This window comes from Kluyvera genomosp. 1, assembly GCF_001266615.1.
Lineage (GTDB): Bacteria > Pseudomonadota > Gammaproteobacteria > Enterobacterales > Enterobacteriaceae > Kluyvera > Kluyvera cryocrescens_A.
Window position 1 is genome coordinate 108,079 of record NZ_LGHZ01000012.1, and the last position, 22,261, is coordinate 130,339.

21 protein-coding genes are annotated in these 22,261 nt (G+C 55.3%); 12 read left to right on the forward strand and 9 right to left on the reverse strand.

Annotated features, from left to right (window positions below):
• Positions 1-118: 118 nt before the first annotated feature.
• Both rapA and rluA read left to right on the forward strand, forming a co-directional pair.
• Positions 119-3,025 carry an RNA polymerase-associated protein RapA gene (gene rapA, locus KP80_RS07990; protein WP_052283067.1) on the forward strand — a complete coding sequence of 969 codons (2,907 nt, stop codon included), beginning with the start codon at positions 119-121 and terminating at the stop codon, positions 3,023-3,025.
• A gap of 12 nt (positions 3,026-3,037) precedes the next feature.
• The gene (rluA, locus tag KP80_RS07995) at positions 3,038-3,697 is read left to right on the forward strand and encodes a bifunctional tRNA pseudouridine(32) synthase/23S rRNA pseudouridine(746) synthase RluA (RefSeq protein ID WP_052283068.1); all 660 of its coding nucleotides are present in this window, start codon (positions 3,038-3,040) and stop codon (positions 3,695-3,697) included.
• A 50-nt stretch (positions 3,698-3,747) separates the two neighbouring features.
• Here rluA and djlA read toward each other — a convergent pair whose 3' ends face one another.
• The gene (gene djlA, locus KP80_RS08000; RefSeq protein WP_052283069.1) at positions 3,748-4,572 is read right to left on the reverse strand and encodes a co-chaperone DjlA; all 825 of its coding nucleotides are present in this window, start codon (positions 4,570-4,572) and stop codon (positions 3,748-3,750) included.
• A 183-nt stretch (positions 4,573-4,755) separates the two neighbouring features.
• Between djlA and lptD the strand changes: the two genes are divergently transcribed.
• The 6 genes from lptD to apaH are packed head-to-tail and all read left to right on the forward strand — an operon-like array spanning position 4,756 to position 11,497.
• Positions 4,756-7,122 carry an LPS assembly protein LptD gene (lptD, locus tag KP80_RS08005; protein WP_052283070.1) on the forward strand — a complete coding sequence of 789 codons (2,367 nt, stop codon included), beginning with the start codon at positions 4,756-4,758 and terminating at the stop codon, positions 7,120-7,122.
• Positions 7,123-7,175: 53 nt separating this feature from the next.
• A complete protein-coding gene (gene surA, locus KP80_RS08010) occupies positions 7,176-8,462 on the forward strand; it encodes a peptidylprolyl isomerase SurA (RefSeq protein WP_052283071.1) in 1,287 nt (428 codons plus the stop codon).
• A complete protein-coding gene (gene pdxA, locus KP80_RS08015; RefSeq protein ID WP_052283072.1) occupies positions 8,462-9,451 on the forward strand; it encodes a 4-hydroxythreonine-4-phosphate dehydrogenase PdxA in 990 nt (329 codons plus the stop codon). The genes surA and pdxA overlap by 1 nt, the downstream gene beginning before the upstream one ends.
• Entirely contained in the window at positions 9,444-10,265 is an 822-nt protein-coding gene (gene rsmA, locus KP80_RS08020) for a 16S rRNA (adenine(1518)-N(6)/adenine(1519)-N(6))-dimethyltransferase RsmA (RefSeq protein ID WP_035895418.1), read from the forward strand. The genes pdxA and rsmA overlap by 8 nt, the downstream gene beginning before the upstream one ends.
• A gap of 3 nt (positions 10,266-10,268) precedes the next feature.
• On the forward strand, positions 10,269-10,646 hold the full coding sequence (apaG, locus tag KP80_RS08025) for a Co2+/Mg2+ efflux protein ApaG (protein WP_052283073.1): 378 nt from the start codon (positions 10,269-10,271) through the stop codon (positions 10,644-10,646).
• Between the two features lie 2 nt (positions 10,647-10,648).
• Positions 10,649-11,497 (forward strand): bis(5'-nucleosyl)-tetraphosphatase (symmetrical) ApaH, encoded by an 849-nt coding sequence (gene apaH / locus KP80_RS08030; RefSeq protein ID WP_052283074.1) that lies wholly within the window; start codon positions 10,649-10,651, stop codon positions 11,495-11,497.
• Between the two features lie 124 nt (positions 11,498-11,621).
• On the opposite strand, the gene folA is transcribed toward apaH, so the two are convergent.
• The 6 genes from folA to KP80_RS08060 form a co-directional block, all read right to left on the reverse strand.
• A complete protein-coding gene (gene folA / locus KP80_RS08035; protein WP_052283075.1) occupies positions 11,622-12,101 on the reverse strand; it encodes a type 3 dihydrofolate reductase in 480 nt (159 codons plus the stop codon).
• Between the two features lie 155 nt (positions 12,102-12,256).
• On the reverse strand, positions 12,257-14,125 hold the full coding sequence (gene kefC / locus KP80_RS08040) for a glutathione-regulated potassium-efflux system protein KefC (protein WP_052283076.1): 1,869 nt from the start codon (positions 14,123-14,125) through the stop codon (positions 12,257-12,259).
• The gene (gene kefF, locus KP80_RS08045; RefSeq protein ID WP_052283077.1) at positions 14,118-14,651 is read right to left on the reverse strand and encodes a glutathione-regulated potassium-efflux system oxidoreductase KefF; all 534 of its coding nucleotides are present in this window, start codon (positions 14,649-14,651) and stop codon (positions 14,118-14,120) included. The genes kefC and kefF overlap by 8 nt, the downstream gene beginning before the upstream one ends.
• 119 nt (positions 14,652-14,770) lie before the next feature.
• Entirely contained in the window at positions 14,771-16,081 is a 1,311-nt protein-coding gene (locus KP80_RS08050) for an MFS transporter (RefSeq protein ID WP_052283078.1), read from the reverse strand.
• A 58-nt stretch (positions 16,082-16,139) separates the two neighbouring features.
• On the reverse strand, positions 16,140-17,090 hold the full coding sequence (locus KP80_RS08055) for a 2-hydroxyacid dehydrogenase (protein ID WP_052283079.1): 951 nt from the start codon (positions 17,088-17,090) through the stop codon (positions 16,140-16,142).
• A 197-nt stretch (positions 17,091-17,287) separates the two neighbouring features.
• Positions 17,288-18,280, reverse strand: coding sequence for a LacI family DNA-binding transcriptional regulator (locus tag KP80_RS08060; protein ID WP_052283080.1), 993 nt, complete (start codon positions 18,278-18,280; stop codon positions 17,288-17,290).
• Between the two features lie 256 nt (positions 18,281-18,536).
• On the opposite strand from KP80_RS08060, the gene idnO reads away from it, so the two are divergent.
• The 3 genes from idnO to KP80_RS08075 are packed head-to-tail and all read left to right on the forward strand — an operon-like array spanning position 18,537 to position 20,316.
• Positions 18,537-19,301, forward strand: a complete 765-nt coding sequence (gene idnO, locus KP80_RS08065; RefSeq protein ID WP_052283081.1) for a gluconate 5-dehydrogenase — start codon at positions 18,537-18,539, stop codon at positions 19,299-19,301.
• A 14-nt stretch (positions 19,302-19,315) separates the two neighbouring features.
• On the forward strand, positions 19,316-19,846 hold the full coding sequence (locus tag KP80_RS08070; RefSeq protein ID WP_052283082.1) for a gluconokinase: 531 nt from the start codon (positions 19,316-19,318) through the stop codon (positions 19,844-19,846).
• Complete coding sequence (locus KP80_RS08075) at positions 19,843-20,316, forward strand: YhcH/YjgK/YiaL family protein (protein ID WP_052283083.1); 474 nt, start codon at positions 19,843-19,845, stop codon at positions 20,314-20,316. Before KP80_RS08070 ends, KP80_RS08075 begins: the two co-directional genes overlap by 4 nt.
• 65 nt (positions 20,317-20,381) lie before the next feature.
• On the opposite strand, the gene KP80_RS08080 is transcribed toward KP80_RS08075, so the two are convergent.
• Complete coding sequence (locus KP80_RS08080) at positions 20,382-20,618, reverse strand: YgdI/YgdR family lipoprotein (protein WP_052283084.1); 237 nt, start codon at positions 20,616-20,618, stop codon at positions 20,382-20,384.
• 192 nt (positions 20,619-20,810) lie between these two features.
• Here KP80_RS08080 and KP80_RS08085 point away from each other — a divergent pair, with 192 nt between their 5' ends.
• Entirely contained in the window at positions 20,811-21,674 is an 864-nt protein-coding gene (locus KP80_RS08085) for a MurR/RpiR family transcriptional regulator (protein ID WP_052283085.1), read from the forward strand.
• Positions 21,675-21,847: 173 nt separating this feature from the next.
• Here KP80_RS08085 and KP80_RS08090 read toward each other — a convergent pair whose 3' ends face one another.
• Positions 21,848-22,243 (reverse strand): RidA family protein, encoded by a 396-nt coding sequence (locus tag KP80_RS08090; protein ID WP_052283086.1) that lies wholly within the window; start codon positions 22,241-22,243, stop codon positions 21,848-21,850.
• Between the last annotated feature and the right edge of the window lie 18 nt (positions 22,244-22,261).

Consider the following 22,261-nt stretch of genomic DNA (forward strand, 5'->3'; position numbering starts at 1 on the left):
GTCTCGCCATCCAGTACCATAGCGCCCTTTCCATTCCTGGACCTCATTCACTCGCCGCCTTCCTTTAGGTGGTGGATGAATATTGCCTGCAATTTATTAAAGATAGAGCCGAACGCATATGCCTTTTACACTTGGTCAACGCTGGATCAGCGATACAGAAAGCGAACTGGGACTTGGTACTGTTGTTGCAATGGATGCACGCACCGTCACCCTGCTCTTCTCCGCAACCGGAGAGAACCGTCTGTACGCCCGTAGTGACTCCCCCGTGACCCGCGTAATGTTCAATCCCGGCGACACGATCACAAGCCATGAAGGCTGGCAGTTGCTCGTTGATGAAGTTAAAGAAGAAAATGGCCTGCTGGCGTACATCGGTACCCGTCAGGACACCGAAGAAGAGAACGTGATGCTGCGCGAAGTGCTGCTCGACAGCAAACTGGTGTTCAGCAAACCGCAGGACCGCCTCTTTGCCGGGCAGATTGACCGCATGGACCGTTTCGCGCTGCGTTACCGCGCGCGTAAGTATCAAAGCGAACAGTACCGTATGCCGTGGAGCGGCCTGCGTGGCCAGCGTACCAGCCTTATCCCTCACCAGCTCAATATCGCCCATGACGTTGGCCGCCGCCACGCTCCGCGCGTACTGTTGGCGGATGAAGTCGGTCTGGGTAAAACCATTGAAGCTGGGATGATTCTGCACCAACAGTTGTTGTCCGGTGCGGCACAGCGCGTACTGATTATCGTGCCTGAAACCCTGCAGCATCAGTGGCTGGTCGAAATGCTGCGTCGCTTCAACCTTCGCTTTGCGCTGTTTGATGACGAGCGCTACGCCGAAGCCCAACACGACGCCTACAACCCGTTTGAAACCGAACAGCTGGTTATCTGCTCGCTGGACTTCGTGCGCCGGAGCAAACAGCGTCTGGAGCACCTGTGCGATGCCGAATGGGATCTGATGGTTGTCGATGAAGCGCACCACCTGGTGTGGAGCGAAGACGCGCCAAGCCGTGAATATCAAGCGATTGAACAGCTGGCCGAGCGCGTCCCTGGCATCCTGCTGCTGACCGCAACGCCGGAACAGCTGGGTATGGAAAGCCACTTCGCGCGTCTGCGCCTGCTCGATCCAAACCGTTTCCACGATTTCGCGCAGTTCGTTGAAGAACAAAACAATTATCGCCCAGTAGCCGACGCGGTTGCGCTGCTGCTGGCTGGCAACAAGCTCAGCAATGATGACCTGAACATGCTGGGCGATCTGATTGGCGAGCAGGATATTGAAGCCCTGCTGCAAACTGCCAACAGCGACCGTGAAGGTGCTGAAGCCGCGCGCCAGGAACTGGTCTCCATGCTGATGGACCGTCACGGCACCAGCCGCGTGCTGTTCCGTAACACTCGTAACGGTGTGAAAGGCTTCCCGAAACGCGAACTGCACACTATCAAGCTGCCGCTGCCAGCGCAGTATCAGACGGCAATCAAAGTCTCCGGCATTATGGGTGCCCGCAAAAGCGCGGAAGAACGTGCCCGCGACATGCTGTACCCAGAGCAGATTTATCAAGAGTTCGAAGGAGATACCGGCACATGGTGGAACTTCGATCCTCGCGTTGAATGGCTGATGGGCTACCTGACCGCACACCGCTCGCAGAAAGTGCTGGTGATTTGCGCCAAAGCCGCCACCGCGCTACAGCTTGAGCAGGTGCTGCGTGAGCGTGAGGGCATCCGCGCTGCCGTATTCCACGAAGGTATGTCGATTATCGAACGTGACCGCGCAGCCGCGTGGTTTGGTGAAGAAGACAGCGGCGCGCAGGTTCTGCTGTGCTCGGAAATCGGCTCCGAAGGCCGTAACTTCCAGTTCGCCAGCAATCTGGTGATGTTCGACCTGCCGTTCAACCCGGACCTGCTGGAGCAGCGTATCGGCCGTCTGGACCGTATTGGCCAGGCACACGATATTCAGATTCACGTGCCGTTCCTTGAAAAAACCGCTCAGTCCGTTCTGGTGCGCTGGTTCCATGAAGGTCTGGACGCCTTCGAGCACACCTGCCCGACTGGCCGCACCATCTATGACAGCGTACACGATCGCCTGATCGGCTACCTGGCAAACCCGGAAAACAACGAAGGCTTTGACGATTTAATCAAAGACTGTCGTGAGCAGCATGAAGCGCTGAAAGCGCAGCTGGAACAGGGCCGCGACCGTCTGCTGGAAATCCACTCCAACGGCGGCGAGAAAGCCCAGCGTCTGGCCGAAAGCATTGAAGAACAGGATGACGATACCAACCTTATCGCCTTTGCTATGAACCTGTTCGACATTGTCGGTATCAACCAGGACGATCGCGGTGAGAATCTGATCGTGCTGACGCCGTCTGACCACATGCTGGTACCAGACTTCCCGGGTCTGCCAGAAGATGGTTGCACCGTGACATTCGAGCGTGATGTGGCCTTATCTCGTGAAGATGCGCAGTTCCTGACCTGGGAACACCCGCTGATTCACAATGGTCTGGATCTGATCCTCTCCGGTGATACCGGGAGCAGCACCATTTCCCTGTTGAAAAACAAGGCGCTGCCGGTCGGCACGCTGCTGGTTGAACTGATTTACGTTGTCGAAGCCCAGGCACCAAAACAGCTGCAGCTCAACCGCTTCCTGCCACCAACGCCGGTACGTATGCTGCTGGATAAGAACGGTACTAACCTCGCCGCTCAGGTTGAGTTTGAAACCTTCAACCGCCAGCTCAGCGCGGTTAACCGACACACTGGCAGCAAGCTGGTGAACGCCGTGCAGCAGGACGTACATGCTATTTTACAGCAGGGCGAAGGCCAGATTGCTAAAGCGGCTCAGGCGCTGATTGATGGTGCACGTCAGGAAGCGGATGAGAAACTCAGCGCAGAGCTGTCGCGCCTGGAAGCGTTGAAAGCGGTGAACCCGAACATTCGTGATGATGAACTCTCCGCGATTGAAAGCAACCGTCAGCAGGTGATGGAAAGCCTGTCGCAGGCGGGATGGCGTCTGGACGCACTGCGTCTTATCGTCGTCACTCACCAGTAACAGGAGCCCGCTATGGGAATGGAAAACTATTTTCCGCCACAGGATCCATGGCTGGTCATCCTTTATCAGGATGAGCACATCATGGTGGTCAACAAGCCGAGCGGCCTGTTGTCCGTGCCCGGCCGTCAGGAAGAGCATAAAGACAGCGTCATGACGCGCGTCCAGCGTGATTTTCCACAGGCAGAGTCCGTGCACCGCCTCGATATGGCGACCAGCGGCGTGATCGTAGTGGCCCTGACCAAAGCGGCAGAACGTGAGCTCAAACGCCAGTTCCGCGAACGCGAGCCGAAAAAACAGTACGTGGCTCGCGTGTGGGGACATCCGCAGCCGCAGGAAGGCTTGGTGGATTTACCGCTGATTTGCGATTGGCCGAACCGGCCTAAGCAGAAGGTGTGTTATGAAACCGGGAAGTCGGCGCAGACCGAGTATGAAGTGTTGGAGTACGCGGCGGATAATACCGCACGCGTATTGTTAAAACCGATTACCGGGCGTTCGCATCAGCTACGCGTGCATATGCTGGCGCTTGGACACCCGATTCTGGGCGACCGCTTCTATGCGACCCCGGAAGCGCTGGCAATGGCCCCTCGTCTACAGCTGCACGCGCAGACGCTGACCATTACCCATCCGGAGTTTGGCACTAGCATGACGTTCAAGGCACCGGTCGATTTTTAACGACGCCCCAGCCCTCTCCCTTGGGGAGAGGGTCCAGCGCGCAATGGCGCTTACTTAAACCCCTTCTGTTCTTTAATCAGTTCGTACGCTTTCTGAATTTCCTGCGCTTTCTGCTTCGCCATCTCCATCATCTCCGGCGGTAACCCTTTGGCCACCAGCTTATCCGGGTGATGCTCGCTCATTAGCTTACGGTAAGCGCGCTTAATGGTCGTTGCATCGTCGTTGGGCTTCACACCCAGTACGTTGCAGGCATCTTCAAGCGTAGGGCCGCGTTGCGCCTGCTGCCAGCCGCCGCCGTTTCCGCCCTGAGATTGTTGATGATAGCCGCCACCAAACTGCGCGCCGCCCTGCATCATGCGCAGGAACTGATCGAACTGGGCGTTGGATATCCCCAGTTCTTCGGCTATCACATACAGCACATCGCGCTCGTTCGGGTGCAATGAGCCGTCGGCAAATGCCGCCTGAATCTGGATTTCCAGAAACATGCGAATCAGATCAAAACGGCCAAAACAGACGCTACGGAACTGACGCATTTTTTCGCGCAGCGGATAATTGTCGGCTTTACCGACACGAAACGCCTGCTGAGCCGCCGTGCGCGATTCACCGTGCAGATTCATACGGTCCATAAACAGACTGGCAATATGAATATCCGCTTCGGTCACGCGCCCTTTCGATTTGGTCAGGTGGCCCATCACTTCAAACGTGGTCGCAAAGAACAGCGACTGACGCTGCTGTTGATTCGCAAACCAGTTCATGCGACGGCTGCGCGCCTTATCAAACATGTGACCGACGAGCAGCCCGAGGACAACGCCCCAAAACCCTCCGCCCATCATTAGAGCGACGGCCACACCAATCACTTTTCCCCAATACTGCATATACTCCCCAAATCGTCATGCCAGCGGCTAAAATATGCATTATCATACCTGTCATTCAATGCCGTGCATAACACCTCTGGCGAGAACGGGCAGGATAAAACTAGCGTGATAACGATGAGTACGTTAGTCTCTGACCGTTTGCAAGCCGCAATGCTATAGATGACGGAACAACAAATACAACGTATGAAAAAACGTATTCCCACTCTCCTCGCGACCATGATCGCCAGCGCCTTGTACAGCCAGCAGGGATTGGCTGCGGATCTCGCATCACAATGTATGCTTGGCGTCCCGAGTTACGATCGCCCGCTCGTGAGCGGCAAAACTAACGAGCAGCCCGTCACCATTACGGCCGATCACGCCGATGGCAACTACCCTGACAACGCCGTGTTTAAAGGCAACGTTGATATTAATCAGGGCAACAGCCGTCTACAGGCGGATGAAGTTCAGCTGCATCAGAAACAGGCCGATGGCCAGCCTACGCCAGTTCGTACCGTTGATGCACTCGGTAACGTCCACTATGACGATAATCAGGTGATTCTGAAAGGGCCTAAAGCCTGGTCAAACCTGAACACCAAAGACACCAACGTCTGGAAAGGTGATTACCAGATGGTTGGCCGCCAGGGTCGTGGTAACGCGGACGTCATGAAACAGCGTGGTGAAAACCGCTATACCATTCTGGAAAACGGCACCTTCACCTCCTGTCTGCCAGGTTCTAACACCTGGAGCGTCGTGGGTAGTGAAGTGATTCACGACCGCGAAGAACAGGTCGCTGAAATCTGGAATGCGCGCTTTAAAATTGGCCCGGTGCCAGTTTTCTATAGCCCCTATCTGCAGTTACCGGTCGGCGACAAACGCCGTTCCGGCTTCCTGATTCCAAACGCCAAATACGGTAGCTCAAACCACTTTGAGTTCTCGCTGCCGTACTACTGGAACATTGCGCCAAACATGGACGCAACCTTGACGCCGCACTATATGGACAAGCGTGGCGGCGTCATGTGGGAGAACGAATTCCGCTATCTGACCCAGGCAGGTCAAGGTCTGTTTGAGCTCGATTACCTGCCATCAGACAAGGTCTACTCAAACGATCACCCGAGCGACGATAACAGCCGTCGCTGGCTGTTCTACTGGCGTCATGCTGGGGTGATGGATCAGGTGTGGCGCTTCAACGCCGATTACACCAAAGTCAGCGATCCTGACTATTTCAACGACTTCGACTCGAAATACGGTTCCAGTACCGACGGCTATGCCACGCAGAAACTGAGCGTCGGCTATGCGGTACAGAACTTTGACGCCACCGTGTCGTCAAAACAGTTCCAGGTCTTCGACCGCGCCAACAGCAACTCTTATTCTGCTGAGCCGCAGCTGGACGTTAACGTCTACAAAAATGACCTTGGTCCGTTTGATACCCGCCTGTATGCGCAGGCGGTGAAGTTCGTCAACAGCAACAGCAGCATGCCGGAAGCGACGCGTGTGCATATGGAGCCAACCATCAGCCTGCCATTAGGCAACCGCTGGGGTAGCCTCAACACCGAAGCGAAACTGTTGGCCACGCACTATGACCAAACCAATATCGACAGCTACAACCGCGATACCGCTAATGCCAATCAGCTGGCCGGTTCGGTTAACCGCACCATGCCGCAGCTTAAAGTTGACGGTAAGCTTATCTTTGAGCGTGATGTTGAACTGACGCCGGGCTATACCCAGACGCTGGAACCACGGGTGCAGTACCTGTACATCCCGTACCGCGACCAGAGCAAAATCAACAACTACGACTCGACGTTCCTGCAGTCTGACTACTCGGGTCTGTTCCGCGACCGCAGCTACAGCGGCCTCGACCGTATTGCGTCGGCAAACCAAATCACGACCGGTGTCACATCACGTATTTATGATGACGCCGCCGTTGAACGTTTTAACGTTTCCGTTGGTCAAATCTACTATTTCACCGAGTCTCGTACCGGTGATGACAACGTAAACTGGGAGAAAGACGACAAAACGGGTTCACTGGTATGGGCGGGTGACACCTACTGGCGCATCAGCGACAAATGGGGCCTGCGCGGCGGGATTCAGTACGATACCCGTCTGAACAACATCTCTACCAGCAGCTCAGCGATTGAATACCGCCAGGATGACGAGCGTTTAGTGCAGTTGACCTACCGCTACGCCAGCCCAGAGTATATCCAGGCCACGCTGCCAACTTACTCAACGGCTGAACAGTATCGGGAAGGGATTTCGCAGGTTGGCGCGACGGCAAGCTGGCCGATCGTCGACCGTTGGTCCGTGGTGGGTGCGTACTACTTTGACACCAACACCCATAGCTCGGCCGATCAGATGCTTGGCGTGCAGTATAACTCCTGCTGCTATGCGATCCGCGTTGGCTACGAGCGTAAGCTCAACGGTTGGGACTACAACAGCAACAACACGGGTGGTCGCTCCAAATATGATAACTCCATCGGCTTCAGCATTGAGCTGCGTGGTCTGAGCTCTAACTACGGTCTGGGTACTCAGCAGATGCTGCGTTCCAATATCATGCCGTACCAAAGCTCGCTGTAATGTCACTGGTTAGACACATAATCCGCATTGCGGTTAATTGAAATGGAAAAAGTATGAAGAACTGGAAAACGCTGCTTCTCGGTATCGCCTTAGTTGCGAATACCAGCTTCGCTGCCCCACAGGTTGTCGATAAAGTTGCAGCCGTCGTAAATAATGGCGTCGTACTCGAGAGCGACGTTGATGGCCTGATGCAGTCCGTCAAAATGAACTCTGGCCAGGCTGGTCAACAGCTGCCAGACGACGCAACCCTGCGCCACCAGATTCTGGAGCGTCTGATCATGGATCAGATCATCCTGCAGATGGGGCAGAAAATGGGCGTTAAGGTTTCTGACGAGCAGCTCGATCAGGCTATCGCCAACATCGCCAAGCAGAACAACATGACGCTGGATCAGATGCGCAGCCGTCTGGCCTACGATGGGATGAACTACAACACCTATCGCAACCAGATCCGCAAAGAGATGCTGATTTCTGAAGTGCGTAACAACGAAGTGCGTCGTCGCATTACCGTGCTGCCGCAGGAAGTTGACGCGCTGGCCAACCAGATTGGTACCCAGAACGACGCCAGCACCGAGCTGAATCTGAGTCACATCCTGGTTCCGCTGCCAGAGAACCCAAGCTCCGATCAGGTTAACGAAGCGCAAAGCCAGGCCGAGTCTATCGTTGAACAAGCACGTAACGGCGCTGATTTCGGTAAGCTCGCCATCACCTATTCTGCAGACCAGCAGGCGCTGAAAGGCGGCCAGATGGGCTGGGGTCGTATTCAGGAGCTGCCAGCTATCTTCGCACAGGCACTGAGCACGGCGAAAAAAGGCGATGTTGTCGGTCCAATCCGTTCCGGCGTAGGTTTCCACATTCTGAAAATCAACGACATGCGTGGCCAGACTCAGAGCATCTCTGTGACGGAAACCCATGCTCGCCACATTCTGCTCAAGCCGTCACCAATCATGACCGACGACCAGGCTCGTGCGAAGCTGGAACAGGTTGCAGCGGATATCCGCAGCGGCAAAACCACCTTCGAAAAAGCGGCCAAAGAACTGTCTCAGGATCCCGGCTCTGCTAACCAGGGCGGTGACTTAGGCTGGGCGACGCCGGATATCTACGATCCATCATTCCGCGATGCGCTGATGAAACTGAACAAAGGCCAAATGAGCGGCCCGGTTCACTCTTCCTTCGGCTGGCACCTGATTCAGCTGCTGGATACGCGCAACGTCGACCGTACCGATGCCGCACAGAAAGATCGTGCATATCGTATGCTGATGAACCGTAAGTTCTCTGAAGAAGCAGCAACCTGGATGCAGGAACAGCGCGCAAGCGCCTACGTTAAAATTCTGAGCAACTAATGACTCAACATCGCGTTGTTATCACTCCCGGCGAACCCGCCGGGATTGGCCCGGATCTCGTTATCCAACTGGCCCAGCGCGACTGGCCGCTCGAACTGGTCGTCTGTGCTGACGGCGGCCTGCTCACCGAGCGGGCCAGGCTCCTTGGCCTGCCCCTCACGCTTTTACCCTACTCTCCCGACCAACCCGCTATGCCACAACGTGCCGGCACGCTCACGCTGCTGCCCGTTGCACTGCATGCCGACGTCCAGCCCGGCGTATTAAACGTCGACAATGGCCGCTACGTTGTCGACACGCTGGCTCGCGCCTGTGACGGTTGCCGGGACGGAGAATTTGCTGCGCTGGTCACCGGGCCAGTACACAAAGGCATTATCAACGATGCTGGCGTCGCCTTTACCGGCCATACCGAATTCTTCGAAGAGCGTTCAGGCGCTGAAAAAGTGGTGATGATGCTCGCCACCGAAGAACTGCGCGTGGCGCTGGCGACAACTCATCTGCCGATAAAAGCCGTGAGCGATGCCATTACGCCCGATCTGCTGCGCGAAGTCATTACCATCCTGCACCACGATTTACAGAACAAGTTTGGTATTGCCGAGCCGCACGTTCTGGTTTGCGGTTTGAACCCACATGCCGGAGAAGGTGGACATATGGGTACGGAAGAGATCGACACGATCATTCCGGTGCTGGATGAGATGCGGGCCAAAGGGATGAACCTCAGCGGGCCGCTGCCTGCCGATACCCTATTCCAGCCGAAATATCTGGACCACGCCGATGCCGTTCTCGCAATGTTCCACGATCAGGGCCTACCCGTGCTAAAATACCAAGGCTTTGGTCGCGGCGTGAATATTACGCTCGGCCTACCCTTTATTCGCACCTCCGTTGACCATGGAACCGCCCTTGAACTGGCAGGCCTTGGGAAAGCGGACGTCGGCAGTTTTATTACGGCGCTTAATCTCGCCATCAAAATGATTGTTAACTCTAATGAATAATCGAGTCCATCAGGGCCACTTAGCCCGTAAACGCTTCGGGCAAAACTTCTTAAACGATCAGTTCGTGATCGACAGCATTGTTGCGGCCATTAACCCGCAAAAAGGCCAGGCGATGGTTGAAATCGGCCCGGGCCTCGCCGCGCTGACCGAACCGGTTGGCGAACGTCTTGACGAAATGACCGTAATCGAACTCGACCGTGATCTCGCGGCGCGTTTGCAAACGCACCCGTTCCTGGGGCCAAAGCTGACCATTTATCAGCAGGATGCCATGACCATGAACTTTGGCGAGCTGTCCGAAAAACTGGGCCAGCCGCTGCGCGTATTCGGTAACCTGCCGTACAACATCTCTACCCCATTGATGTTCCACCTGTTTAGCTATACTAATGCTATTGCAGACATGCACTTCATGCTGCAAAAAGAGGTGGTTAACCGTCTGGTCGCAGGGCCAAACAGTAAAGCCTATGGCCGTTTAACCGTCATGGCGCAATACTACTGTAATGTGATCCCGGTTCTTGAAGTGCCGCCGACCGCATTTACGCCACCACCAAAAGTGGATTCCGCCGTGGTTCGTCTGGTGCCACATAGCACCAAGCCGTACCCGGTAAAAGATGTCCGCGTACTGAGCCGTATTACGACCGAAGCCTTTAACCAGCGTCGTAAAACCATCCGCAACAGCTTAGGCAATCTGTTCAGCGTTGAGCTGTTGACGGAGTTGGGCGTCGACCCAGCGATGCGTGCAGAAAATATCTCGGTTGCGCAGTACTGCCGGATGGCCAATTATCTGTCAGAAAATGCGCCCTCCAAGGAGAGCTAGACCATGATCGATTCGCCACGAGTTTGCGTCCAGGTTCAGAGCGTCTACATTGAGACGCACTCTACGCCGGAAGAGGAACGTTATGTCTTCGCTTATACGGTAACCATTCGCAATCTCGGGCGAACCGCGGTTCAGCTTCTTGGCCGCTACTGGGTCATTACCAACGGCCACGGCCGTGAAACCGAAGTTCAGGGCGAAGGTGTGGTGGGCGTTCAGCCGCATATTGAACCCGGTGGTGAATATCAGTACACCAGCGGTGCCGTGCTGGAAACCCCGCTCGGCACCATGCAGGGTCACTATGACATGATCGACGTGGACGGCGTGCCGTTCGCTATCGATATCCCCGTTTTCCGTCTCTTTGTTCCCACGCTGATCCATTAATTATGTCTACATACCTTATTGGCGACATTCACGGTTGCTACGATGAGTTTATTGGCCTCTTGCAGCAGGTAGAATTTACGCCGGGCAAAGATACCCTGTGGCTGACGGGTGATTTGGTGGCGCGCGGTTCTGGTTCGTTGGAGGTGCTGCGCTACGTTAAATCACTAGGCGATTGCGTCAAAATCGTGTTGGGTAATCATGACCTACACCTGCTTGCCGTTTTTGCGGGCATCAGCCGCAATAAGCCGAAAGACCGCCTCAATCCGCTGCTTGAAGCGCCGGATGCCGACGAGCTGCTTAACTGGCTCCGTCGACAGCCGCTAATGCAGGTGGATGAAGAGAAAAAGCTGGTGATGGCGCACGCAGGCATTACCCCACAGTGGGATATGGAAACTGCGAAACAGTGCGCACGTGACGTCGAGGCCGTCTTATCAAGTGACTCCTATCCGTTCTTCCTCGACGCCATGTACGGTGATATGCCGAATAACTGGTCGTCAGAGCTCAGCGGCCTGGCGCGCCTGCGCTTCATCACCAATGCCTTTACCCGCATGCGCTACTGCTTCCCGAACGGCCAGCTGGATATGTACAGCAAAGAATCACCTGAAGATGTAGCGGCGCCGCTCAAGCCATGGTTTATGCTGCCAAGTCCGGTGACTGAAGAGTACAGCATCGCCTTTGGACACTGGGCATCGCTGGAAGGCAAAGGCACACCAGACGGCATTTATGCGCTGGATACCGGCTGCTGCTGGGGTGGCGATCTCACCTGCCTGCGCTGGGAAGATAAAACCTATTTTGTACAGCCGTCGAATCGTCGCCTGGAGCCGGGCGAGAGCGAAGCGGTAGCTTCGTAATACGGGACATTGTCAGCGGCGCTTAGCCGAATGACCAAAACAAAAAAACGCCGGGTTAACCCCGGCGTTTTTATTTCCGATTTATCACCTGGCTAAGCGAAGTGCCGCCGGGAAATCAGCCGTCTTAACGACGCTCGAGCACTTCGAAGCAGTAGCTGTGGGAGTTTTGCTCGTCCGCGTCGTGGAATTCGCTAAACACAGATTCCCACTGATCCGGATCGTAGTCCGGGAAATGAGTATCGCCTTCCACTTCCGCATCGATATGCGTCAGATACAGCTTCTGGGCTTTTGGCAGGAACTGCTCGTAAACGCGACCACCGCCAATGACCATGATCTCTTCCACGTCGCCGCAGGCCGCAATGGCTTCATCAACCGATTTCACCCACTGCACGCGATCGTCAGTGCCCGGCTGGCTGCTGATAACGATGTTTTTACGGCCCGGCAGCGGACGACCGATGGATTCCCAGGTCAAGCGCCCCATCACCACAGGCTTGTTTAACGTTGTGCGTTTAAACCAGGCCAGATCGGCCGGCAGGTCCCAGGGCATGGCGTTTTCCATACCGATAACGCGATCTACCGCTAGTGCAGCAATCAGACTGATCATTGAGTGTGTCCCAGATGCGAAAAAAATTGTCGCCACTATACGGAAAGCATAAACTTTCGTCGACTGGCAGCCAGGTAAAGAATAAGAAAATTTTTAGATTTGCTGGCAAGTCCACGAAGCTAAAGTGGACAGCCAGCATTACAGTTCAGTCGTGTTTACAGCGTTGGCTTGACCTCGGGTTCATCCTGTGGATTCCCGCTGTGCTTGCCTTCTTCCGTTCCCTGCCAGCCGTGGCGCTGTACCACCGACAGATGATTACGATCCTCATTGATGATTTCCGTCAGCATCGCACTGGTGCGTTTAAACGCCGCCGCTCGCGAAGAGGCGTCGTTTTCCGCCATCATCACCATCTCCTCCATCAGCTGCGTATTGAAGCGGCGGAACAGATCGGCCCGTTCGCGGGCTTCATAAGCGCCAAGCCCTAAAGACTCCAGCGCCAGTCGGCCTGACTTCAGCGCCCCTTCAAAGGTTTCACGTTCCGGTGCTTCTACCCCAGCCTGACGCAGTTGAATATAGTGTTCAACGTCGCGGGCGCGGGCAATCACCGTCAGATGTGGGAAATGCTCTTTCACAAGCTCCGTCAACTGCAAACTGGCCTGCGGATCGTCGATGGCGTTAATCAACACTTCCGCTTTTGCCGCCCCTGCAGACTCCAGCAGATCAACACGCGTCGCATCGCCATAGAACACCTTCATATCGAATTTACGCAGCGTATCGACATGATCCGGGTCGTGGTCGAGGATGACCATTTTTACGCCGCTGGAGAGCAGCAGACGGCCGGTAATCTGACCAAAACGGCCGAACCCGGCGATAATCACCCGTGGCTGTTCTTCGTCGATTTCATCCGCTTCACGGGAATCACCGGAACTGGCGCGTTTTTCCAAACGCGTCAGCAATACCAGCAGAATCGGCGTCGCAGCCATCGACAGCGCTACTGCCAGCGTCAGCGCTTTTGCCCAGTCCGCATCCAGCACATTCGCCATCTGCGCGGCACCAAAGACCACGAAGGCAAATTCACTGCCCTGCCCCAGCAGTGCCGCAAACCACAGACGCTGCGAACGCGGGACCTGCAACGGTTTAGCAATAAGCCACAGCAGGAACGACTTAATCACCAGGAAACCGACCAGCAGCGTAATGATACGCAGCGGGTTATGAATTAATGTCCCGAAATCGATAGACATCCCGACGCCGATGAAGAACAGCCCCAGCAGCAGCCCTTTAAACGGTTCGATATCGCTTTCCAGCGCGTGGCGATATTCAGAGCTTGCCAGCAGAACCCCGGCCAAAAACGCCCCCATCGCCATCGACAGACCGACCTCTTCCAGCAGCAGACCAAAGCCAAACACCAGGAACAAGGCTACGGCGCTGAACACTTCGCGCAGCCCGGAACGGGCAACGAAGCGTAACAGCGGTCGCGTAACATAGCGACCCAGGACAACGACCAGCGCCAGCGCCCCGGCGACCTTCAGGGCAGAGAAAGCAAATGCGCCAAGCGTTGTCGAGCCGCCGCTGGTTGCCAGCAGCGGGATCATCGCCACCAGCGGGATTGCCGCGATATCCTGGAACAGCAGCACCGCAAACGCGCTGCGCCCGACCTGAGTCACCGTCAGATTGCGTTCGTTCATCGCCTGCATCGCAATGGCGGTCGAAGAGAGCGCCAGCGTCATGCCGATCAGCTCGGCCACCTGCCAGCGCAGGCCAAGGAAAATACAGAAGGCGCCAATCAACGCGCCGCACAGTACCATTTGCAGCAGGCCGCCACCAAAGACAGATGCGCGCAGCTTCCACAGCCGCTGCGGATCCAGCTCAAGGCCAATGACAAACAACATCAGCACCACGCCGATTTCCGCAAAGTGCAGAATCGCCTCAGCGTCGGTCACCAGCCGCAGCCCCCAAGGCCCGATAATGCAGCCGGCAATCAGGTAGCCCAGCACCGAACCCAGCCCCAGACGAACGGCAATGGGCACAATCAGCGCCGCTGACCCGAGATAAATCAGCGCCTGTATGAGCGTATGACTATCCATTATTGTGCTCCTCCTGCCAGGCCAGTAGCCGTTGTTTATAGTGTCGCGCTTTCGCCTGCAGCGTCTCTTCATCGCAAATAAACGTGCAGTGCACGGCAAACGGCGGCAGCCATTTCATACCGCAATAAACAGCGGTGGCTTCCAGCGGCTGTCCCAGCACCTCAAATCCCGGATGTGAGCCAATTTCAAAGTGGCTTTCACCGCCACCGGTGGTCACGGCCCACATCACGCTTTTACCATGCAGCGCCGTACCGCCGTGGCCGTATGCCCAGCCGTGCGACAGCACTTTATCCAACCATAGCTTGAGCAGCGGCGGCGTGCTGTACCACTGCATTGGATGCTGAAGAATAACCAGATCGGCGCGGGACAGCGCCTCCTGCTCAGCGGCGACATCAATATTGAAATCAGGATAGAGGTGATAGAGAGAACGGATTTCCACACCGTCGAGCGTCCTTACCTGCTCAAGCATCCGCTTATTCGCATGCGAGTGATGCGGATAAGGATGCGCATAAATAATTAGAATCATGATTTGCCTGTCTTACTTCATTATTTTACTCCTGAGTTTAGACAGTTAATGATGACACTTACAGGATCAGTTGGCGTAACCGCAGGAATTGGGGGGCATCAAATGCCCCCGCAGAGGACTCAGGAAGGTTGATTGGCCGGTTTGTCCGCCACTGGCGGGACATCAGGTGTCTGGCTCAAATCGCAATTTTTCGGCAGGAAGAAGGTTATGGTCCCGGCAATTATCAGCGAGCCCGCGAGGGCACATACCGCCACGTTTTGTCCGTAAAAATAAATCATCACGCCAACCAGATACGGGCCGCAGAAACCACCGAGATTCCCGAGTCCGTTAATCACGCCGCGCGCGCTGCCTGCCACCTCCGGCATCGCGATACGCCCCGGAATCGACCAGAACGGACTGGTTGCCGCTTTGAGGAAGAAACCGCACACCACCAGCGCAATATAGGCGGCCACGACATGGTCGCGCAGCACCACCGAAGCCAACAGCGCGGCGGCAAAACCGTAGAGCGAGAAGCGTACCCACAGTCGGCGTTTACCGCTGCGATCGCTAAACAGCGAAATGATGTAGATCCCAGCAAGGGTGGCAACAAAAGGCAGGATAGCCAGCACGCCGACGCTCGCCATATTGGCTCCGGTCAGGTTCTTCAGAATGGTCGGCAGCCACAGCGTGTAGCCATAGTCCCCGGTCTGGTAGAAGAAGTTCAGCAGCACCAGCTTCATCAATCCGGAATTACGAAACACTTCCCGCACCGGAGCTTTACTGACCGGGGCTTCTGAACGGCGCGCTTCTCGTTCGGCATGGAGAGCCGTCAGCAAATACTCCCGTTCGCGAGCCGGTAGCCAGCGCGCCTCTTCCGGACGGTCGCTTATCATCAGCCACCACACCAGCAGCACGACCAGTGACAGCAGGCCTTCGATGATAAACAACCAACGCCAGTCGAGCGCGGCAATAATCGCCCCGGAGACCGGTGCCGTTAACATGCCGCCCAGCGGGGCAAACATCATGACAAAGGCATTCGCGCGGCCAATCTCTTTTTCCGGGAACCAGTTACTGATCATCGTCAGTACGACCGGCAGCATCCCGCCTTCCGAAACGCCCAGAATAAAGCGCAGCACCAGCAGTTGATATTCGTGAGTCACAAAACCGGTCGCGATGGATACTACCGCCCAGGCCATCAGGGACCAGGCGATAAATCGTTTCCCGCTGCCGTTCACGGCAATACGGCCACCGGGTATTTGCAGGAATAAATAACCAATAAAAAAGATACCGCTGGCCACACCGGCCATCTGACTGGTAATGCCCAGGTCAGACTCCATCCCGCCGGGCAAGGCAAAACTAATATTAACCCGGTCCATAAACGAAATAATGCACGCGATGAGAACAGGCGCAATGATGCGCAGCCAGCGAGTGCCAGGGATTTTCTCATTCATAATTCACTCTCTCTATCGAGGGAAGGTCACGCTATTTAAGGGCGAGAAAAGACAGTCTTTAATCAATGGCGTTCGGTAATGGGGCATGATCGAAAAAGGCGGCGACATTATTAAAGACCACCTCGCTCATGCGCTGGCGGGTTTCATGGGTGGCGCTCGCCACATGCGGCTGTAAGACGACGTTATCCAGCGCCATCAGTGCCGCCGGAACGTTCGGTTCGTCTTCATAAACATCCAGCGCAGCACCGGCAATCACGCCATTTTGGAGCGCATGAATTAAGGCCTTTTCATCCACCAGCGTGCCGCGCGCGATATTGATAAGCCACGCGTGTTTCGGCATGACGTTAAATACGCTGGCGTCAATAAGCCCGCGATTTGCCGCACCACCAGAGGCAGCAATCACCAGGAAATCACTCTCATGGGCCAGCGTGTGCAGGTCAGCGCGCCACTGGTAATCAACATGGCTAAGTTTTTTCCGGTCGGTATACAGGATCTCCATATCAAAGCCGTGGGCGCGACGAGCAATGGCCTGGCCGATATTGCCCATGCCGAAAATACCGATTCGCTTGCCGCTGACCTGAGTCGCCAGTGCCGGGGCCTGCTTGAGCCATTTTCCTTCGCGGACAAATTTGTCGCCCTGACAAAGCTGGCGCGCACCGGAGATCAGCAGCCCCATTGCCAGGTCTGCCACATCATTGGTGAGTACGCCGGAGGTGATGGTTACCGCAATTTGATGAGCACGGGTATAGTCGAGATCCACCGCGTCAGTGCCGACGCCAAACACGGCTACCAGCCCAACATTCGGCAGTTGTTCAAGTACGGCGTGTGTCACACCAATATCGCCACGGGTTACCACTGCCTGAACATCATCGCCGACCAGGCGTAAGAACGCCTGCGGGTCAGCCTGTTCGTATAGGCGATGGACCTGAAATGCAGAAGAGAGTTTATCCAGCAAGCCGTCAACCACCGGAGCAATCAACAACACAGTATTCGGGTTCGCAGTGTTCATCGTTTTACCTGTTTGAGAGTTCGTAGATTCGTTACGCCTATCAAACGGGTTTTCACTGCGTCATTTTGCGATCTGCATCACGCTGGATCGTGTTAGAAATCCGTGTTACGGATGGCGTGATCCCTTAGGCAAAAGCCCGAACTGGCGCGGGCTGGATGACAACAATCACGTAACATAGAACATCAGGCGGGTCGTCGTTAGATGGTTTCCCCCATCGACAGACGATAGTGCAGGTCGACTTTCTCGATAGTCGGTAAGCCTTTTATTTTCTTAATTAAAATCTCGGTGGCGACTTTGCCCATTTCAAAACGCGGCGTCAGTACGCTGGCTAGACGCGGGCTGACTATCTGCCCGATCTCCAGCCCATGGAAGCCGGCAATCGCCATCTCTTGCGGAACGTTGATACCCGAGGCGAGGCACTCTTGTAACACACCGACTGCCAGGTCATCGTTGGTGCACAAAATGGCATCCATCGCTTTATACATTTGTCGCGCCAGCGTCATCATGCCGGTACCAATCGACACTGAAGAGACCTTATTTGGCGCAATTCGTCCGACCGTGAGACCGGCCTCCTCCATCGCTTTGCAGTAGCCCGCATAGCGTTGTTCGTCGCGGATATCTGACATCGATCCAAAATAGATAATCTGTGTTTTCCCGCTGGCCAGCAGCATGTTGGTCATATCAAATCCGGCGCGATAGTTATCAAACCCAACGTTAATACGCCCGGCGTTATCGGAGAGGCCCATCACTTCGGCAATCGGTATTTTCGCCGCCTTCAGGTATTTATCCGCCCGCAGCGTATGCACAGATTCGGTTAACAGTAGCGCTTTCATGTTAAGCGCCAGGACGGTGGCGATTTGCTCCTCTTCACGCTGGCTGTCGTAGTCATAGTTCACCACCAGCGTTTGATAACCGTGAGCGATGGTCACCGATTCAATGCCTGCCAGTACATCGGCAAAGATCTGATTATTAAAGGAGGGAATTAACACACCTATACGTGGCGCAATATTGCTGCTGATGGCGGGGTTATCGGCATCCGGCTGGTAGCCCACTTCGGCAATCACGCTGGCAATCCTTTCCGCTGTTTCCGGTTTCACCTTTTCCGGCATGCGCAGATAACGGCTGACGGTCATTTTAGTTACACCCGCGAGCGTGGCGATATCATCTAACGTTATCCGTTGTGCTTTCATTAACCCCGTCCGTCATTACCCAATACAGTCCCGTCATTATGCCCGCTTGCGCCACAAAAGAGAATGCGCGAGCGCAGGCTCAAAGCCCCGTACAGCGCGGTTTTCCCGGCAACTTCCTCCCCTGGATCACACATGCTGTAACCCCTTTTTGTAACATAGTTGAGAGTGATCTACATCACAGTTTAACCGTCACAAAAACCGTGAGATAGACAGCATCTTCCCAGGGCGCTTTCGGTCCGCGATACAGGAAACAGCAATGAACAACTTATTCAGCTTGCAGGGCAAACGTATTTTAATTACCGGCTCCGGCCAGGGTATCGGCTACGTGATGGCGCAAGGACTGGCACAGTACGGCGCGGAAATCATCATTAACGACATTTCTGCCGAACGTGCAGAACAGGCAGCGATGCAATTGCGTGACGAAGGAGTCACCGCCCACACGGCGGTCTTTAACGTCACTGACCCGGAGTCCGTGGAAACCGCTATCGCGCAAATTGAGGAGAATATTGGCGCAATCGACGTGCTGTTTAACAATGCGGGTATTCAGCGCCGCCATCCCTTCACCGAGTTTCCAGTCAAAGAGTGGAACGATGTGATTGCCGTGAACCAAACCGCCGTGTTCCTCGTTTCACAGGCCGTCGCCAAACGCATGATGACCCGTCAGGCCGGGAAAATCGTCAATATTTGCTCCATGCAAAGTGAGCTGGGTCGCGACACCATCACCCCTTATGCCGCCGCCAAGGGTGCTGTCAAAATGCTGACGCGCGGTATGTGCGTGGAGCTGGCGCGGCACAATATTCAGGTTAACGGTATCGCCCCCGGCTATTTCAAAACGGCGATGACCCAAGCATTAGTCGATGATAAAGCCTTTACCGACTGGTTGTGCAAACGCACCCCGGCAGCACGCTGGGGCGATCCGCAGGAGCTGGTTGGCGCCGCGGTATTCCTGTCGTCAAAAGCGTCGGATTTCGTCAACGGGCATTTGCTGTTTGTTGATGGTGGCATGCTGGTTGCGGTGTGAGTAAGGAGCCACTTATGGCAGGGCAATGCATTATTTTAATGGGCGTTTCCGGCACCGGAAAAACCACCGTTGGGCTGGCGCTATCGCAAGCGCTGGGCGCGAAATTTATTGACGGTGACGATCTGCATCCACGACAAAACATCGTCAAAATGGCCTCCGGCCAGCCACTGGAGGACAGCGACCGCCAGCCGTGGCTGGAACGTATTGGCGATGTTATTTTCAGCCTGGGGCAAAAAAATGAGTCCGGCGTACTGGTCTGCTCGGCGCTAAAAAAACGCTACCGCGACCAGCTGCGTGAAGGTAACCCGCGCTTACGTTTTCTGTGGCTAACCGGCGACTACGACTGCATTTTGCAGCGTATGCAGGCGCGTAAAGGCCACTTTATGCCGGAAGCGCTGCTACGCAGTCAGTTTGCCGCGCTCGAAGCACCAGATGCCAGCGAGCCGGATATTCTGCCGGTCGATGTTTCAACCGACGTGCCGAGCATCGTCGCCCGCTCGTTAACCCTTTTAGCCCATCAACCCGCACAGGGAGTTCCGGCATGATTATCGATACACTGACGCGCGCCGAGAAAAACGCGTTCTATCCTCCCGTTATCCGCAAAGCGCTGCGCGCCGTCATTCAACAGGAGCCGCACTCGCTGCCTCCGGGAAAATACATCGTTGACGGAGATAATCTGTTCTTTAACGTGGTAGAAGGCGAAACCAAGCCGCTTGCCGAGCAGCGCCCGGAATATCACCGTCAGTACATTGATATTCATATCGTGCTAGCGGGTGAAGAGATCATTGGTGCAGGAAATAAAGGGCTGGAGATCATCGCGGACGGTGAGTTTAATCAGGCGCACGATATCGGTTTTTGTACGCAAATCAGCAGTGAAACGCTGATTCACCTGCATGCGGAAGAAATTGCGATTCTGTTTCCCGGGGAGCTTCATCGCCCAATGGCGAGCCTGGGAACGGGGGCACCGCTGCGTAAAATTATCGTCAAGATTGATAGCGCGCTGCTATCAGCGTGATGCGTGGGCCCCGGACGACTTCGCTCGGGGCCACACTGAAAGGTAGAGCCTACTGAGGCAGGTTCTTAATTATCGAGCTCGTTCATTTCCTTAACCTGATCACGGTTAATCTGCTCGGTTTTACCTGTTTCAGCATTTTTGTACGATACCAGACCGGTGTCATCATCCACCTGAGGTTTACCATCCGTCACAATCGTTTTGCCATCGGTCGTTTTTAACGTCTGGTTGGAAGAACACCCGGCAACAGTAAAGAGTGCACCTGCGGTAAGCATCGCTACGGTCAATCGCTTATAGTTGGTCATGTTTCCCTCCTGCTTTTCAGCTAAATTCGTTATCACTCTAACCATTTTAGGTTAGTGGCTAAAAAACGTGAGCGAAACCAGAACACTCCGAAGCGTGATCCTTGAAGGCTATCCAACAATCCACATGACGTTCCCCACGGCACCGGGATTCTATGGTACAAAGTACCGGCTATTTATTTTCAGGGGCTTACCATGTCCGTTTCCATCGACATCATTTCCTGCATTACCGACCGTTTCGTTGAACTGACCGCCACCGAGAAGCGCATCGCGCAGTTTATTCTCGACGATATCCAGGCTGCGACCACCTTGCCGATCGCCGAAATGGCGCGTCTCACCCAAACCAGCCAGGCGTCGATCACCCGCTTCGCCCGGGCTATTGGCTGTAAAGACGTGCGCGAGCTGAAGGTCAAACTGGCACAGTCGCTGGCAGTAGGACAACGTTTTATCCTCGATGTGCCAGATCTCGAAGGGGTACAGGGGATCTATGAAACGATCATCAATGTACTGGAGATCAACCGCCGAGCGCTTAACCCGGAAGCGCTGAAAAGCGCCGTTGAATGGTTAAGCGGTGCGCGGCAGATCCTCGCGATCGGAATGGGCGGCGGATCGACGATCTGCGCGCAGGAAGTGCAATTTCGCCTGTTCCGCCTGGGGCTGCCGGTAGTGAGCCAAAGCGACGGTTTATTGGTGAGGATGATGTGCTCATCGGTGGCATCCAATGACGTGGTGCTGGCGCTGTCGCTCGGCGGCTACACCCAGGAAGTGGTGGAGAGCGCGGCGATTGCCCGCCAGTACGGAGCGAAGGTGATTGCGATTACCCCCGCCGATACGCCGCTGGCCAATCAGGCCGATGTGGTGTTGCCGCTTATCGTGCGTGAAAACGATTATATCTTTAAGCCGAGTACGTCGCGTTACGCGATGCTGGCGATGGTTGACGTGCTGGCGACGGAGCTGGCAATGGTGAATAAGACCCAGGCGAAAAACCGGCTGCGGCGGATTAAGCTCGCACTGGACAGCCACCGCGGCGGCGTGGATCGGCAACCGTTGGGGGATTAGCGTTTATCCCCTCACCCTAGCCCTCTCCCCATGGGGGAGAGGGAACCGTTTAGCGCAGGACCTGGTTTTCCCTCCCCATGAGGAAATCGGTACCGTTTAGCGCCGGACCTGGTTTTCCCCCTCTCCCTTCCAGGGAGAGGGCCGGGGTGAGGGTCAAGCACTCAAATATCTTGTTACTTCGCGCGCTCCGCGTTGTAACAGGTCAAATCAACTTCGACCTTACAGTCCACCACCAAATCCGCTACACAGCAAACGCGGGCCGGTGGATGGTCGGCAAAAAACTCGCGGAACACCTTGTTGAACGACTGGAAGTAGCGCGCATCGGTGAGATAGACCTTAACGTGCACCACGTCAGCCAGTGTGTATCCCGCATCCTGCATGATATCCACGCAGTTTTGAATCGCCAGCCGCGACTGCTCGACAATACCGCCCTCAACCACTTCGCCATCTTTCATCGGCGTTTGCCCGGAGACATACAGCCAGCCGCCGGCTTCTACTGCCTTAGCAAAGGGCAAAGACTGTCCGCCCGTACCGGTACTGCCGCCTACGCCATAACGTTTAATGCTCATTATTGCTCCTTAAGTTGG